At 64.7% G+C, this 14,820-nt stretch carries 15 protein-coding genes; 9 read left to right on the top strand and 6 right to left on the bottom strand.

The window, feature by feature from the left end; all coding sequences use genetic code 11:
• Window positions 1–29 precede the first annotated feature (29 nt).
• The gene (locus tag HNR60_RS20825; RefSeq protein ID WP_184261670.1) at window positions 30–1,805 is read right to left on the bottom strand and encodes a cation:proton antiporter domain-containing protein; all 1,776 of its coding nucleotides are present in this window, start codon (window positions 1,803–1,805) and stop codon (window positions 30–32) included.
• 207 nt (window positions 1,806–2,012) lie between these two features.
• On the opposite strand from HNR60_RS20825, the gene ybaL reads away from it, so the two are divergent.
• Entirely contained in the window at window positions 2,013–3,671 is a 1,659-nt protein-coding gene (gene ybaL, locus HNR60_RS20820; RefSeq protein WP_184261668.1) for a YbaL family putative K(+) efflux transporter, read from the top strand.
• A 200-nt stretch (window positions 3,672–3,871) separates the two neighbouring features.
• Here ybaL and HNR60_RS20815 read toward each other — a convergent pair whose 3' ends face one another.
• Entirely contained in the window at window positions 3,872–5,941 is a 2,070-nt protein-coding gene (locus tag HNR60_RS20815) for a prolyl oligopeptidase family serine peptidase (RefSeq protein ID WP_184261666.1), read from the bottom strand.
• Window positions 5,942–6,040: 99 nt separating this feature from the next.
• Complete coding sequence (locus tag HNR60_RS20810) at window positions 6,041–7,264, bottom strand: NADP-dependent isocitrate dehydrogenase (protein ID WP_184261665.1); 1,224 nt, start codon at window positions 7,262–7,264, stop codon at window positions 6,041–6,043.
• A gap of 314 nt (window positions 7,265–7,578) precedes the next feature.
• Between HNR60_RS20810 and HNR60_RS20805 the strand changes: the two genes are divergently transcribed.
• The 3 genes from HNR60_RS20805 (at window position 7,579) to HNR60_RS20795 (ending at window position 9,691) form a co-directional block, all read left to right on the top strand.
• Window positions 7,579–8,796 carry a TrmJ/YjtD family RNA methyltransferase gene (locus tag HNR60_RS20805; RefSeq protein ID WP_184261663.1) on the top strand — a complete coding sequence of 406 codons (1,218 nt, stop codon included), beginning with the start codon at window positions 7,579–7,581 and terminating at the stop codon, window positions 8,794–8,796.
• Window positions 8,797–9,269: 473 nt separating this feature from the next.
• Window positions 9,270–9,506, top strand: a complete 237-nt coding sequence (locus tag HNR60_RS20800; RefSeq protein WP_184261661.1) for an antitoxin — start codon at window positions 9,270–9,272, stop codon at window positions 9,504–9,506.
• Entirely contained in the window at window positions 9,503–9,691 is a 189-nt protein-coding gene (locus HNR60_RS20795) for a hypothetical protein (RefSeq protein WP_184261659.1), read from the top strand. Before HNR60_RS20800 ends, HNR60_RS20795 begins: the two co-directional genes overlap by 4 nt.
• Window positions 9,692–9,859: 168 nt before the next feature.
• On the opposite strand, the gene HNR60_RS20790 is transcribed toward HNR60_RS20795, so the two are convergent.
• Both HNR60_RS20790 and HNR60_RS20785 read right to left on the bottom strand, forming a co-directional pair.
• Window positions 9,860–10,255, bottom strand: a complete 396-nt coding sequence (locus HNR60_RS20790; RefSeq protein ID WP_184261657.1) for a hypothetical protein — start codon at window positions 10,253–10,255, stop codon at window positions 9,860–9,862.
• Between the two features lies 1 nt (window position 10,256).
• Window positions 10,257–11,123, bottom strand: a complete 867-nt coding sequence (locus HNR60_RS20785) for a ParA family protein (protein WP_246433041.1) — start codon at window positions 11,121–11,123, stop codon at window positions 10,257–10,259.
• Between the two features lie 345 nt (window positions 11,124–11,468).
• Between HNR60_RS20785 and greA the strand changes: the two genes are divergently transcribed.
• Window positions 11,469–11,954 (top strand): transcription elongation factor GreA, encoded by a 486-nt coding sequence (greA, locus tag HNR60_RS20780; RefSeq protein WP_184261653.1) that lies wholly within the window; start codon window positions 11,469–11,471, stop codon window positions 11,952–11,954.
• 203 nt (window positions 11,955–12,157) lie between these two features.
• Here greA and HNR60_RS20775 read toward each other — a convergent pair whose 3' ends face one another.
• Window positions 12,158–12,481, bottom strand: a complete 324-nt coding sequence (locus tag HNR60_RS20775) for a DUF1476 domain-containing protein (RefSeq protein ID WP_184261651.1) — start codon at window positions 12,479–12,481, stop codon at window positions 12,158–12,160.
• 300 nt (window positions 12,482–12,781) lie between these two features.
• On the opposite strand from HNR60_RS20775, the gene purC reads away from it, so the two are divergent.
• Genes purC through purQ form a run of 4 tightly spaced genes read left to right on the top strand, consistent with a single transcriptional unit; the run spans window position 12,782 to window position 14,750 of the window.
• Window positions 12,782–13,549, top strand: a complete 768-nt coding sequence (gene purC, locus HNR60_RS20770; protein ID WP_184261649.1) for a phosphoribosylaminoimidazolesuccinocarboxamide synthase — start codon at window positions 12,782–12,784, stop codon at window positions 13,547–13,549.
• A gap of 8 nt (window positions 13,550–13,557) precedes the next feature.
• Window positions 13,558–13,800 carry a phosphoribosylformylglycinamidine synthase subunit PurS gene (purS, locus tag HNR60_RS20765; protein ID WP_184261647.1) on the top strand — a complete coding sequence of 81 codons (243 nt, stop codon included), beginning with the start codon at window positions 13,558–13,560 and terminating at the stop codon, window positions 13,798–13,800.
• An 18-nt stretch (window positions 13,801–13,818) separates the two neighbouring features.
• Window positions 13,819–14,052: a hypothetical protein gene (locus HNR60_RS20760; protein ID WP_184261645.1), complete on the top strand. Its 234-nt coding sequence runs from the start codon at window positions 13,819–13,821 to the stop codon at window positions 14,050–14,052.
• Complete coding sequence (gene purQ, locus HNR60_RS20755) at window positions 14,049–14,750, top strand: phosphoribosylformylglycinamidine synthase subunit PurQ (protein ID WP_184261643.1); 702 nt, start codon at window positions 14,049–14,051, stop codon at window positions 14,748–14,750. Before HNR60_RS20760 ends, purQ begins: the two co-directional genes overlap by 4 nt.
• Window positions 14,751–14,820 lie beyond the last annotated feature (70 nt).

Here is a 14,820-nt window from a genome sequence, read left to right as displayed (position 1 = left end):
GGGTGATGCCGCGATCCCGCCGCATCGCTTTAATCCGTGGCGCGGCCTTCGCGCACCAGCTTTTTGCGGATGTCGCGCTCGTCGTGGATGATGGCGATCACCTTGCCCATCGGCAGGCCGAGCGTCTGCAGCACCGTCGAGGCGATCTCGAAGCTGGCTTCCAGCACTTCGCGCACCACGTCGGTGGCGCCTAAATTGAACAGCCGCACCGCATGGGCGGCGTCGCGGGCGCGCACGATCACCGCAATGTCGGCGCGGTCGGCGCGGATCGCCGCCACCGCCTGCTCCGCCGCGGCGGAATCGTGCATCGTCACCACCACCGCCGGCGCCTCGCCGAGCCCGCATTTGCGCAGGAAGGCGCGCGAGGTGGCGTCGCCATAGACCAGGTTGCGGCCGGTCGCGCGGCCCTTCGCCACCACGTCGGGATCGCGCTCGATGGCGATGAACGGCTTGCCCTGCTTGGCGAGGATGTCGCAGATGATGCGGCCGACCCGGCCATGGCCGATCACGATGGTGCGGCCGGGCTCGATCGGGCCGGGATCCTCGAAGCCGTCGGTGATCGCCGCGGCGCGGCGCGCCTGCACCCCGGCGTGGCGGCCGAGCCGCGCCAACAGCGGCGTCAGCATCATGGTGCCCGACGCCACCAGCAGCATGAATTGCTCGACGTCGGGCTGCAACAGCCCGCTGGAGCCGGCCATGCCGAGCACCAGGAAGGCGAATTCGCCGCCACCGGCGAGCAGCAGCCCGGCCTCCAGCGCGATCGGCCAGGACAGTCGGAACGCGCGCGCCAGCGCGGCAATCACCAGCGCCTTCAGTACCGCCATGCCGACCACCGAGGCGCCGAGCAGCAACGGCGTCCGCGAGACTTCGGCCAGATCGATCCGCATCCCGACCGAGATGAAGAACAGCCCGAGCAGCATGCCCTTGAACGGCTCGATGTCGACCTCGACCTGGCGGCGGAATTCGGTTTCCGAGAGCAGCAAGCCGGCGAGGAAGGCGCCGAGCGCCATCGACAGCCCGGCGGCATGGGTCAGCAGCGAGGTGCCGACCACGATGAACAGGATCGTCGCCATGAACAATTCGCGGCTGTGGGTGCGCGCCACCAGCCGGAACAACGGCCGCAGCAGCAGCCGGCCGACGCTGACGATCAGCATGATGGCGCCGACCGCCTGCAATAGCGCGAGGCCAAGCCCGGCCGACACCGAGGACGCGGTGACGTTGCCGCCGCCGCCTTCGGAGACCGCGGCGCCGAACACCACGATCAGAAACAGGATCGGCACCACCGCGAGATCCTGCGCCAGCAGCACGGCGAAGATCGAGCGGCCGGCCAGCGTCGCCAGCCGGCGCTGCTCGGCCAGCAATTGCAGCACGATCGCGGTGGAGGACAGCGCGAGACAAGCGCCGATCACCAGGCTGGCATCGAGCGTGTTGCCGAACGCCAGCGTCACCGCGCCGATCGCCGCGGTGGTCAGCACCACCTGCAGCATGCCGAAGCCGAACACCAGCCGCCGCATCGTCCACAGCCGGTCGAACGACAGTTGCAGGCCGATGCTGAACAACAGGAACGAGACGCCGAGTTCGGCCAGGCGATCGACCGCGCTCTGCGAGGTGATCGCGATCAGGCCGAGCCATGACGAGGTCTCGTCGAGGCGGCCGAGGCCGTGCGGGCCAAGCACCAGGCCGGCGACCAGGAAGCCGAGCACCGGGCTGATGCGCAATCGCGCCATCAGCGGGATCACAACCCCCGCCGTGCCCAGAAACACCAATGCTTCGCGATAGACCCCGAGGTCAGTTGCCGCCGCCATGCACCCCATCAATCACGACGCCGCGATTCCCGCGAGCGACTGGATCAAAACCACAACCGCTGCGGCGATAAATCGCGCCTCGTGCCGCAGATGTGAACAATGGCGGCTCGGGCGTCGTTGGTTCCATCACATCCGACCCGATCGCTGCGGCTATCGGTAGCCGCGCCCGGGGTGGCCAGCAGCGACATTATGCAGCACAACCGCCGCATGGAGCATAACACCCCGCTGATATCCACCGTCGTGGTCGGCCTCGTGCTGGCCTTTCTGCTCGGGCTTGCGGCGCATCGCATCCGGATCTCGCCGCTGGTCGGCTACCTCGTCGCCGGCGTGCTGATGGGGCCGTTCACGCCGGGTTATGTCGCCAACCAGAATATCGCCAGCGAACTCGCCGAGATCGGCATCATTCTGCTGATGTTCGGCGTCGGCCTGCATTTCTCGCTGAAGGATCTGCTGGCGGTGAAGGCGATCGCGATCCCCGGCGCGGTGGTGCAGATCGCGGTGGCCACCGTGCTCGGCGTCGGGCTCGGCTGGCTGCTCGGCTGGCCGACCGGCGGCGGGCTGGTGTTCGGCCTGGCGCTGTCGGTGGCGAGCACCGTGGTGCTGCTGCGGGCGTTGCAGGACCGCAGGCTGGTGGACAGCGAGCGCGGCCGGATCGCGATCGGCTGGCTGATCGTCGAAGACCTGGCGATGGTGCTGACGCTGGTGCTGCTGCCGGCGCTGGCCGGGCTGTTGAAGGGCGAGGCCGGCGACGGCGCCAGCTGGACAGCGGTGGCGCTGCCGGTGGCGATCACGCTCGGCAAGGTCGCGGCCTTCGTGGCGTTCATGCTGATCGTCGGCCGCAGGGTGATCCCCTGGCTGCTGCATTACGTGGCGCACACCGGCTCGCGCGAATTGTTTCGCCTCGCGGTGTTCGCGATTTCGCTCGGCGTGGCGTTCGGCGCCGCGATGCTGTTCGACGTGTCGTTTGCGCTCGGCGCATTCTTCGCCGGCATGATCCTGTCGGAATCCGAGCTCAGCCAGCGCGCCGCCAACGAAACGCTGCCGCTGCGCGACGCCTTCGCGGTGCTGTTCTTCGTCTCGGTCGGCATGCTGGTCGATCCCGCGATCATCGTCCGCGATCCGTTGCCGCTGCTCGCCACCGTGCTGATCATCATCTTCGGCAAATCGCTGGCGGCGTTCGCCATCGTCCGCGCCTTCGGCCACCCGACCCGGACCGCGCTGACGATCTCGGCGTCGCTGGCGCAGATCGGCGAATTCTCCTTCATCCTGGTCAGCCTCGGCGTCGCGCTTGGCCTATTGCCGGATCGCGGCCGCGATCTGGTGCTGGCGGGTGCGATCATCTCGATCATGCTGAACCCGTTGTTCTTCGCGCTGCTCGATCGCTTCGTCGCCGTCGCCGACGGCAAGTCCCCGGCCACGACCGAGCCGCCGTCCGACGCGCAGCCCGCGCCGCCGGGCGGCCATGTCGTGCTGGTCGGCCACGGCCGGGTCGGCGGCACGGTCGCCGCGGCGTTGCGCGCCGAGGGGCTCGACATGGTGATCATCGAAGACGATGACGACGAGGTCGCGCGTTTGCACAAGGCGGGCCTCAAGGCGCTGAGCGGCAACGCCGCGGCGTCCGACCTGCTGGAGGCTGCCGATATCGCCAACGCCCGCGGCTTGCTGGTGGCGATCCCGGACGGCTTCGAGGGCGGCCAGATCGTCGCCAAGGCGCGGGCGCTGAACGCCACGCTGACGATCGTTGCCCGCGCGCATTCCGAGGAGGAGGTCGCGCACCTCAAGCACAACGGCGCCGACGTGGTGATCCTGGGCGAGGACGAAATCGCCCGCGCCATGGTGGCGCGGATCGGCGTGGCGAAGGGGTGAGCAATCTGTCATTCCGGGGCGCGAACCGCGCCAGCGGTGAGCGAACCCGGAATCTTGCTGCGGGGGCAAGCGTCGGTTCAAGAATTCGTCGTGTTGCGAGATTCCGGGTTCGCTCGAGCTTGCGCTCTCGCGCCCCGGAATGACGGCGTGATTTTTGTCGCGCGCGCGCACCGAAAAGCCAAAAGCCTCACGTTTCGCGCTCACCCCTTGCAGATCGTGCTGCGCAGAAACGCAAATCCCAGCGCCTGGCTTTGCGCCTGCTTGGTGTTATCGACCGCGCCGGAATGGCCGCCGGCGACGGTTTCGTCGAACCACACCGGCTGACCCAGTGCCGAAAGCCGCGCCGCCATCTTGCGGGCGTGGCCGGGATGCACGCGGTCGTCGGTGCGGTTGGTGGTGATGAAGATCGGCGGATAGTTTTGCTCGGCGCTGGCCAGATGATACGGCGAGTACTTCTGGATGAATGCCCACTCCTCGGGGTCTTCCGGATCGCCGTATTCGGCGATCCAGCTTTGCCCGGCGAGTAGCTTGGTGTAGCGCGCCATGTCGAGCAGCGGCACGCTGCACCACACCGCGCCGAACAATTCCGGATAGCGCGTCAGCATGTTGCCGACCAGCAACCCGCCATTGCTGCCGCCGTGACAGGCGAGCTTTTGCGCGGTGGTGACGCCGGACGCCGCAAGATCGCGCGCGACCGCGGCAAAATCGTCATGCGCGATGTGCTTGGTCGCCTTGCGCGAGGCGAGATGCCAGCTTGGGCCGAATTCGCCGCCGCCGCGGATATTGGCCAGCGCGTAGACGTGGCCTTGCTCCAGCCAGAGCTTGCCGACGACGGCCATATAGGCCGGCGTCAGCGACACTTCGAAGCCGCCATAACCGTAGAGAATGGTCGGCCGCGGCGCGCCGCCGGCCGCGAGATTCTTGCCGATCAGGAAGTAGGGAATCCTGGTGCCGTCGGCGGCGAGCGCGTGGCGCTGCACGACCTCGATGCCGGTTGCGTCGAACGACGCCGGCGCGCGCTTCAACGGCTGCGGCGCGCCGTCGCCGCTCCACAGCGCGGTGGTGGTCGGCCGGTCGAAGCCGGTGATGGTCAGCAACAGATCGCGGCCGAGTGCTGGCTCTTCCTCGCCGCCGAAGGTCTGCGCATCGATCGAGGCGTTGTCGGGCAGATCCGGCAGCGCGCGCGTGGTCCAGCCGTCGTTGCGGCGCGTGGCGAGCTCGAGCCGGCCGCGGACGTCGTCGAGGATCTGCAGCACCACGCCGTGGCGGGTCTCCGACCACGACTGCAGCGAGCGGGTCGGCGTCGGTTGAAACACGATCTCGAAATCGCGCGCGCCTTCGAGGAAGCGATCGCGCGCGATCACCGCCAGCGCGCCGGCCGCGATGGTCTTGCCATCGACCGACCAGTCCTGCTTCGGGCTGACGAAGAGATCGCTGGCTTCCAGCGAGATCGACACCTGCTCCGGCAGATCGAGCTGCAGCCGCTGCCCGGCGAACGCGCCGTGCTGCGGCTCGACGAAGATCTGCGCGCGGGTGAAATCCAGCGCCCGCCAATAGGCGACGGATTCGTGCGTCGGCCGGTGGTTGACGCCGAACCAGGCGGCGACGTCGTTCTTTTCGACCTCGAACACCACCTCGGCTTGCTCGAGCGGCGTGCCGCGGCGCCATTTGCGCACCAGCCGCGCGTAGCCGGCCGCGGTGCTGTCGTCGTCGGTCAATGCGCTGCCGAACAGGATGGTGTCGCCGTCGAGCCAGTCGGCGCGGGTCTTGGCCTGCGGAATTTTGAAGCCGTCGTCGACGAAGCGCTTGGTGGCGAGGTCGAATTCGCGCAACTCCACCGCGTCGGTGCCGTTGAACGACAGGCTGACCAGCGCGCGAGATTTATCCGGCGAACGTGCGGCCCCCGCGAACGCCCAGGAGATGCCCTCTCGCTCATTCAAGGCGTCGATGTCGAGCAGCAGCTCCCAGTCTGGTTTATCGCTGCGATAGCTATCCAGCGTGGTACGGCGCCACAGCCCGCGCGGATGGGCTTCGTCCTTCCAGAAATTGTACAAATAATCGCCGGATTTGCTGACGAAGGGAATGCGGTCGTCGGCATTGAGGATTTTCAGCGCGGCGTCGAAATCGGCGGCGTAGGCGGCATCGCACAGCGCGCCGTGGGTGCGGGCATTTTGCGCCGCCACCCAGTCGACCGCGCGCGCGCCCTCGATCTCTTCGAGCCACACAAATTCATCGCCGGCGCCAAGCGCCGGATTGCTGCGCGCATTCATCAAGAGATGTCCTCAAAAAGCAAAAGCCCGGGCGCATGGCCCGGGCTTTCAGATAATGCGTTTGCCGGCGCACGCAAACCGCGCCGGCGTGCGATCAGATCACGCCGCGGCGGGCGCCATCGCGGCGGTGAGGTTTTCCGCGACCTTGTCGAGGAAGCCCTCGGTCGAGAGCCAGCGCTGGTCGGCGCCGACCAGCAGCGCCAGGTCCTTGGTCATGTAGCCGGCTTCCACCGTCTCGACGCAGACCCGCTCCAGCGTCTTGGAGAACTTCGCCAGCTCGTCGTTGCCGTCGAGCTTGGCGCGATGCGCGAGGCCTTGGGTCCAGGCGAAAATGGAGGCGATGGAGTTGGTCGAGGTCGCCTTGCCCTTCTGGTGCTCGCGATAGTGCCGGGTCACCGTGCCGTGCGCGGCTTCGGCTTCCACCACCTGGCCGTCGGGGGTCAGCAGCACCGAGGTCATCAGGCCGAGCGAACCGTAGCCCTGCGCCACGGTGTCGGACTGCACGTCGCCGTCGTAGTTCTTGCAGGCCCAGACGTAGCCGCCGGACCATTTCAGCGCCGACGCCACCATGTCGTCGATCAGCCGGTGCTCGTAAGTCAGCCCCTTGGCCTCAAAGTCCTTCTTGAAATCCGAATTGTAGATTTCCTCGAAGATGTCTTTGAAGCGGCCGTCATAGACCTTCATGATGGTGTTCTTGGTCGACAGATACACCGGATAGCCGCGGTTCAGGCCGTAGGTCAGCGAGGCGCGGGCGAAGTCGCGGATCGAATCGTCGAGGTTGTACATCGCCATCGCGACGCCCGAGCCGGGCGCCTGGAACACCTCGCGCTCGATCACGGTGCCGTCCTCGCCGACGAACTTCATCGTCAGCGTGCCCTTGCCGGGAAACTTGATGTCGGTGGCGCGATATTGATCGCCATAGGCGTGGCGGCCGATGATGATCGGCTTGGTCCAGCCGGGCACCAGACGCGGCACGTTCTTGCAGATGATCGGCTCGCGGAAGATCACGCCGCCGAGGATGTTGCGGATGGTGCCGTTCGGCGACTTCCACATCTGCTTCAGGCCGAATTCCTTCACCCGGGCTTCGTCCGGGGTGATGGTGGCGCATTTGACGCCGACGCCGACCTTCTTGATCGCGTTCGCGGCTTCAATGGTGACCTGATCGTCGGTCTTGTCGCGGTATTCCATCCCGAGGTCGAAATACATCAGGTCGATGTCAAGGAACGGGGTGATCAGCTTGTCCTTGATGTATTGCCAGATGATCCGGGTCATCTCGTCGCCGTCGAGTTCGACGACGGGGTTGGTTACCTTGATTTTCGCCATACGGGATCGGGCCTCTTTGAGACAGCGCGTGTCGGGGGCGGGATGGGGCAGATTGCCGCTGCCGCTATAGCACCGGCCCGGGCGCGCTGGAAGGCGATGCAGCGGGCAGCGTTGCGGATTTCGGCGGCAGCTCGGGTTTGCCGCAAGTTGCAGCAGCCGGTGCCGCCCCGCGCCGCTGGCCGGGCCGCCGAGATCGCCGCAACCGCATTATTTGCTTGAGAAATCGCCGCCGAATTGGCAACCCCTGCGCGGCGGCCGCGGCCCTCGCGCCGGCCGCACGATCCCTTCAGCCCTCCTCGAGAAAGTCCAGCACGATGTCCGGCTCCGGAACCGACAAGACCAAAGCCAAAGCCGATCTGACCGGGCCGGTGGTGATTCTGGTCGAGCCGCAGCTCGGCGAGAACATCGGCATGTGCGCCCGGGCGATGGGCAATTTCGGGCTGACGAGGCTGCGGCTGGTGAAGCCGCGCGACGGCTGGCCCAACGTCCACGCGCGGCGCGCGGCGTCGGGCGCCGATTACATTCTCGACGCGGTGCAATTGTTCGACTCTGTCGAAGCCGCGGTGGCCGGCTGCTCGCTGCTGTTCGCCACCACCGCGCGCGCCCACGACCAGGCCAAGCCGGTGCGCGCGCCGGAAGATGCGGCGCGCGAAATCGTCGCCGAGGCCGCGAGCGGCGGCGAGGTCGGCATCATGTTCGGCCGCGAGCGCTATGGGCTGGAGAACGACGAGGTGGCGCTCGCCAACCGCATCGTCACCTTTCCGGTCAATCCGGGCTTCGCTTCGCTCAACCTCGCGCAAGCCGTGCTGCTGATGGGCTACGAATGGTTCAAGCTGGCCACCGCCGGCGCGCTCCCCTTCGCGATGCCGGAGCGAAGCGAGCGCGCCTCGCAGCACCAGATGCAGGCGTTCTTCGACAATCTGGTCGCCGAGCTCGACAAGGTGGAGTTTCTGCGCCCCGCCGAAAAGCGCGACACCATGCTGGTCAACCTGCGCAACATCTTCACAAGGATGGAGCCGACCAAGCAGGACATGCACACGCTGCACGGCGTGGTGATGGCGATCGCGGAGGGCCGCAAGGGCCCGGCCAAGGGCGGCGTGCTCGACGGCGAACAGGCGACACGGCTGCGCGCGCTGCTCGCCGAACACGGCCAGGGCGCGCTGCCGCACGAGAGCGGCACGGTGCGTGGGCTGGCGCGGCTGTTGCGGCGAAATCCCACCGACGCCGAACGGATTCTGTGGCAGGCGCTGCGCACCGACCGCCGCTTCGCCGGGCAGTTCAAGCGCCAGACCCCGGTCGGCCGCCACATCCCGGACTTCGTTTCCTTCGTGCAGCGCATCGCCATCGAACTGACCAACCCCGACGAGACCGAGGTGATCCGCACCGACCGCGCCTCGCGGCAGGCTTGGCTGGAAGAACGCGGCTACCGCGTGGTGGCGATCGCGGCCGACGAGGTGACGGCCGACGTCGCCGTGCCGCTGGCGGCGCTGGAGCAGGCGATGGCGGGCGCGCAGGGGGCGAGTGGCGAGTAGCGAATGGCGACGCATCGCTTGCAGATGTGGCGATGGCAGATCGTTCGACGGTGAGCAGGCGTCGTCATCCTGAGAGCCTGACTCAAAAAGCGATCAATGGAATCGGGCATTGAACGCATCATTGCGAGGAGCTCTTGCGACGAAGCAATCCAGGGGCTCCGTGTGCAGCCCCCCTGGATTGCTTCGCTGTTCGGGCGACGCTGCGCGCCGCCCTCGGCTCGCAATGACAAAAGACCCCTGGTTTTGCGCGGTGCTTTTCGGTCAGACGCTGAGGTGCGAGCCGGCTACGACGGCAGCGTCACCACGACGTCGGCGCAAGGCGAGCCTCGAAGGATGCGGCCACGCGAATGCTGGACGCTCCGTGCGCGCGGCCCATCCTTCGAGACACCCGACCATGCGCTACGCGCTTCGCCGGATTCTTACGAGGTCACGCGTCCCAGCCTATGTTTATCGCATAGGCCAGGAGGCGCTCGATGTCCGACCCGCGGCACGTCAAATTGTTTCGCAGCGGCCGCAACCAGGCGGTTCGCATCCCGGTGGATTTCGAGCTGCCTGGGGATGAAGCCCTCATGCATCGCGACGGCGATCGGCTGGTGATCGAGCCGTTGCGCAAGCGCGGGCTGATCGCCCTGCTGCAATCGATGACGCCGCTCGAGGAGGAATTCCCGCAGATCGACGATTCGCTGCCATCGCCGGAGCGCGTGCTGTGACGCGCTATATGCTGGATGAAGAAAACTCCAAGTCGCACCGGCACGGCGACGACTTTCCGCTCGATCAGTTGCGCGAGCAGTTGCAGGCTGGTCTCGACGCGCTGGATCGCGGCAGCTTCATCGAAGTCGGTGACGCCGATCTCGACGCCACGTTGGATGGCCTGGCCGCATCGCCGCTGCGGTGATCCATGGCGTGCTATCGGCTGTCGGAACTCACGGGGACGAGGAATGTAGCCTGGATGAGCGAAGCGAAATCCGGGTTTGGCTTGTCGAAGTATCTCCCTGCATATCGCTACGCTCTTGCGGGCTACTTGCTTCGCTGATCCGCCCCATAGGCTGTCGAGCGGCCTTCATCATTCCGAACGAGGGGATTCAGATGATAGGAAACCTTCGCCCTTCCTCGCTCTGCCAACAGAGACCTCGACAATGCGGTCAATGATCCGGTCGGCGGCCTTCCATTTCAGTACGAGCTTGCCAGGATCCATTCCGTAATCGGCAACGACGTCCTTTAGCTGTTCAAGGTCAAGTTCGGCGAGACGAGCTCGTAGAACTGGCTCTCCTTGGCGCGCAAGTTCGATAGGATCAATGGCTGCCGGCGCTCGCCGATGTGCCGCCCGAGACAGGGCTGGCTTCTTCGGCTTCTCCTGGATGCCAAGAGCTTCGTCGATCCGGCGGGCGAACTCTGTATTGCGCTCCGCCTCATCGACCACGGCGCGCACCAGATCGTTAAGGGTTCTTTTCATGTTCATCTCAGGCCCCAAGCTTAGCCAAAACCTCAGTTGTCAATTCGGAGAACCGATCATGCAGCCCCTGATAGCCCCACTTCTGTTTCAAGGTTGAGTAGCCCGAATGCTCGGCTGCGGCGGCGATTTGGTTGGCCTGAGGGATGATAGTATCGAACACTGGCGGCCATTTGTTGTCGTCGGTCGCATGGTTCTTCTTCAACTGCTTAAGCATGTTGACGTGAACATTCGAATTTGCCTGGAATTTGGTCACGACAATGCCGAGCGGTTCGATGTCTTCGGCAATCTCTTCCGAGAATTCGCGGACGCGGCGAATGATCTGGGGAATGCCATAGGTTGAAAGAATATCCGGGATCGTCGGAATAATGAACCCGTGAGACATCCGAAGACCGTTCTGCGTGATCTTCCCGAGATTAGGTGGGCAATCAATGATGACCACGTCGTAGTTTTCGACTAGGTCCTTCGTTGCGCGCCACAGAATATCAAAAGGCCGAATGGCGCCGTACTTGCCTACGGGGGTGTTGATCAGTTCATCCTGAACGTCGATCAGGTCAAGGCTTGATGGCAAGAGATCGATGGTCGTCGCTGACGAAACATCTGAGACGTGCTTTTGTAGTGTCTTCTGAAGATCAAATTTCTTGCTATCGGGGTTGAGTGCGTCCTTGAATAGCTGAGCTAACGTGAAGCCTTTGTCGTTTAGCTCACGCCACTTCTCCTCGCCGATCAGCATTGTTGTTGCATTGGTTTGCGGATCGAGGTCGATTACGAGTACCTTCTTGTGCTTTTCTGCCGAGAGGGTTTCGGCGAGAGCAACCGTGGTTGTCGTCTTCCCGACGCCACCTTTCAGATTAATACTTGAAAACACGTGAGCCATAGGGACCTTCCTTCTCCTGAGCCAAGTGCGGATATGAGATCTACGAAAAACAGGCCCTGAGGCTAGATTGACGATTGGCTTAGGAAAATCGGACATGCGGGTGCGCCAGTTGGCAACCGCTTGCCGCGACGTATTCGCCATTTCGGCAATCTCATTAATGCCGACGAGTTCGTTGTCCGGTGCCATATGGAGCCTGTGAACACTGTAAACAATTAATGTTTACAACGTTCACGGCGTCGCTGTCAAATCGTTTAATGCGAAAGCGGCGTCTTACTGGACTATGATGGTTACGGCGTTCCGCGCCCAACCGTTGGCAGCTGCCCAATTCGAAACGGAGCCCCCCCTTTGTCCGTCGCCTTTACCAAGGAAGACAGTGCCGAGACGGCGTCGGAGACGATGCTGCCGGATCGGCCGATTTCGCCGCATCCCAATTGGGTCACCGCGGCCGGCTTGCAGGCGCTGCAGGATCAGCTTGCGGCGGCGCGCGCCGGGGTCGAGGCGGCGCAGGGGATTGCCGATGTCAATGAGCGGCGCCGGCAGGAGGCCGGACCGCTGCGCGATGCGCGCTATCTGGCGGCACGACTGCGCAGCGCGCAACTGATGCCCGAACCTACGTCGGCTGAAGCTGTGGCATTCGGGTCGACGGTGACGTTCCAGCGCGGCGACGGCCGGGTGCAGAGCTTCCGCATCGTCGGCGAGGACGAGGCCGATCCCAAGGCGGGCTCGATTTCCTTCGTGTCGCCGGTGGCGCGGCTGTTGCTGCGCAAGGCGGTCGGCGACGTGGTCGGCTCCGGCGCTCAGGAGCTCGAGATCATCGCCATCGCGACATAAGTCAAGGCGGGCGGCTCGTGGGTCCCGATCTCGTGGGTCCGGGTGTCGCTGCGGCGATCCGGGCTACGACAGGCGCTCGGCCGGCGCTACGGACGACGGCGCCGTGCCGGCCAACAAGCCGTTTCTGGGAGTATGGATTCCGGGTTCTCTCGCAGCTGGCGCTGCTCGAGCCCCGGAATGACATCGTGGGTGCGGCGCGCGCCTTACGTCCCGGCCTTCACCTGCGCCACCGCCTGGGCGAAGAATTCGTCGAGCTTCAGCCGCAATTCCGGCTCGGTGAGGAAGATGCCGCGGCCTTCGAGGTCGGCGGTCACCTTGCGAATCACGTCGGCGTCGCCGGCTTCTTCGAGGTCGGCGATCACCACTTCCTTGGCGTAAGCGGTGGCGTCGTCGCCCTTCAGGCCGAGCTTTTCGGCGACCCACAGCCCGAGCAGCTTGTCGCGGCGCGCCTCGGCCTTGAATTTCTGCTCTGCGTCGAGCGCGAACTTCTTCTCGAAACCTTCTTCGCGCTTGTCAAATGTCGTCATAATCCTGGTTCCGATCTTAGCCGGGGGCGCAAGGGCCGTCGATTTGCGGTTGAGGGCTTGGATGCCTAGATAACCAGGGCGAGCGGTTAAGACAACTGCCGGAAATTCGCAAGCCGTACAGTAAAACTTAAGGCCCACTTGTCCTGATCGATTGTGCTGGATGGCTCGATCGGGTAGGTTGCCCTCAGGCAAGGTTCTCGTTCTGTTTCCCTGGCCTTCCCGGCAGCTCCGCCGCGGGTCGCATCTGTCATACGGAGCTCACCAACTCCCATGGATTTCAACAACACACGGTACATCCCCATGAGCCGTCGACGTCGCATTTACGAAGGCAAGGCCAAGGTCTTGTACGAAGGCCCCGAACCGGGGACGCTGATTCAGCACTTCAAGGACGATGCGACCGCGTTCAACGCCAAGAAACACCAGGTGATCGAGGGCAAGGGCGTCCTCAACAACCGGATTTCCGAATTCCTGTTTCAGCATCTGAACGATATCGGGGTACCGACCCACTTCATCCGCCGGCTCAACATGCGCGAACAGCTGATTCGCGAGGTCGAGATCGTGCCGCTCGAGGTGGTGGTGCGTAACGTCGCGGCGGGCTCTTTGTCGCAGCGGCTCGGCATCGAGGAAGGCACCCAGCTGCCGCGCTCGATCATCGAGTTCTATTATAAGAACGACCAGCTCAACGACCCGATGGTCTCGGAAGAGCACATCACCGCGTTCGGCTGGGCCACGCCGCAGGAAATCGACGACATCATGGCGCTGGCCATCCGGGTCAACGACTTCCTCACCGGGCTGTTTCTCGGCATCGGCATCCGCCTCGTCGACTTCAAGATGGAATGCGGCCGCTTGTTCGAAAACGACATGATGCGGATCATCGTCGCCGACGAGATCTCCCCCGACTCATGTCGGCTGTGGGACATCAAGTCGAACGAGAAGCTCGACAAGGACCGCTTCCGCCGCGATCTCGGCGGCGTGCTGGAGGCCTATACCGAGGTCGCGAAAAGGCTCGGCATTCTGATGGAAAACGAACGGCCGGCGGGCTCCGGCCCGGTGCTGGTCAAGGGCTGAGGTTGGTCGTGAAAGCGCGTGTCACCGTTACATTGAAGACCGGCATCCTCGATCCCCAGGGCAAGGCGATCGAGGGTGCTTTGAAGTCGCTCGGCGTCGCCGGCATCGCCAGCGTCCGCCAGGGCAAGGTGTTCGACATCGAGCTCGCCGGCGCCGATCCCGCGCAGGCCGAGGCGGCGTTGAAAGACGCCGCCGACAAGCTGCTCGCCAACACCGTGATCGAGAATTACAATATCGAGGTGCGGAGTTAAGGCTCAGGAGATCGGGTCATGGCTGAGATCAGCGCTGATTTGGTTTATGAAGTCTTGAAGTCGGTTCAGTATGACATTTCGCAGATCAAAGGCGAGATTGGCGAGATGAAGCACTCGATGCAGGCATTCCGATTGGAGATGATCGGCGTGCATACGCAGCTTTCCGGCATCCACGCCACGCTCGGTCGCTATGAGCAGCGGCTCGATCGTATTGAGCGCCGCCTCGAACTCAACGAAGCACCCACCTTATGAAATCCGCCATCCTCGTTTTCCCCGGTATCAATCGCGAGCGCGACATGGCGCGTGCGCTGCAGCTCGCCTCCGGCTCCGAGCCAGCGATGGTGTGGCACGCCGACACCGAGCTGCCGAAAGGCACCGACCTCGTCGTGGTGCCGGGCGGCTTTTCCTATGGCGATTACTTGCGCTGCGGCGCCATCGCGGCGCGCGCGCCGGTGATGGACGCGGTGCGCAAATTCGCCGGTGACGGCGGGCTGGTGCTCGGCGTCTGCAACGGCTTTCAGATCCTGTGCGAGTCGGGGCTGCTGCCGGGCGTCTTGATGCGCAACGCGCGCTTGAAATTCATCTGCCACGACGTGCATCTGCGGGTCGAGCGCTCCGATACGCCGTTCACCCGCGGCTACAATGCCGGGCAGGTGATCCGCGTGCCGGTGGCGCATGGCGAGGGCAATTACGAGGCCGACGAAGAGACGCTGCAGCGGCTCGAGGGCGATGGCCGGGTGCTGTATCGCTATTGCTCGGCGAGCGGCGAAGTCAGCGACGCGCACAACATCAACGGCGCCGCGGCGTCGATCGCCGGCATCGTCTCCGAGCGCGGCAACGTGCTCGGCATGATGCCGCATCCGGAGAACCACGTCGAAGCCATCATGGGCTGCACCGACGGCCGCGGCCTGTTCGCCGGCCTGGTCGAGCACCTCGCCAAGGCGGCGTAGGCGCGGCGCGCCGCGGCCCATACGGCTTCGGCAAACCACTGCGACAGGCCGAACGCGCTTGCTCTGCGTA

Source organism: Rhodopseudomonas rhenobacensis, assembly GCF_014203125.1.
Taxonomy (GTDB): Bacteria; Pseudomonadota; Alphaproteobacteria; order Rhizobiales; family Xanthobacteraceae; genus Rhodopseudomonas_A; species Rhodopseudomonas_A rhenobacensis.
The sequence above is the reverse complement of the archived record's forward strand: the minus strand, read 5'-3'. Positions and strand labels throughout refer to the sequence as shown.

Coding starts and splice junctions, on each gene's coding strand:
- purQ (WP_184261643.1), top strand. CDS start 14,049: ATGAAATCCGCCATCCTCGTTTTCCCCGGTATCAATCGCGAGCGCGAC.
- purC (WP_184261649.1), top strand. CDS start 12,782: ATGAGCCGTCGACGTCGCATTTACGAAGGCAAGGCCAAGGTCTTGTAC.
- HNR60_RS20760 (WP_184261645.1), top strand. CDS start 13,819: ATGGCTGAGATCAGCGCTGATTTGGTTTATGAAGTCTTGAAGTCGGTT.
- HNR60_RS20775 (WP_184261651.1), bottom strand. CDS start 12,481: ATGACGACATTTGACAAGCGCGAAGAAGGTTTCGAGAAGAAGTTCGCG.
- ybaL (WP_184261668.1), top strand. CDS start 2,013: ATGGAGCATAACACCCCGCTGATATCCACCGTCGTGGTCGGCCTCGTG.
- HNR60_RS20790 (WP_184261657.1), bottom strand. CDS start 10,255: ATGAACATGAAAAGAACCCTTAACGATCTGGTGCGCGCCGTGGTCGAT.
- HNR60_RS20825 (WP_184261670.1), bottom strand. CDS start 1,805: ATGGCGGCGGCAACTGACCTCGGGGTCTATCGCGAAGCATTGGTGTTT.
- HNR60_RS20810 (WP_184261665.1), bottom strand. CDS start 7,264: ATGGCGAAAATCAAGGTAACCAACCCCGTCGTCGAACTCGACGGCGAC.
- HNR60_RS20800 (WP_184261661.1), top strand. CDS start 9,270: ATGTCCGACCCGCGGCACGTCAAATTGTTTCGCAGCGGCCGCAACCAG.
- HNR60_RS20785 (WP_246433041.1), bottom strand. CDS start 11,123: ATGGCTCACGTGTTTTCAAGTATTAATCTGAAAGGTGGCGTCGGGAAG.
- HNR60_RS20805 (WP_184261663.1), top strand. CDS start 7,579: ATGTCCGGCTCCGGAACCGACAAGACCAAAGCCAAAGCCGATCTGACC.
- HNR60_RS20815 (WP_184261666.1), bottom strand. CDS start 5,941: ATGAATGCGCGCAGCAATCCGGCGCTTGGCGCCGGCGATGAATTTGTG.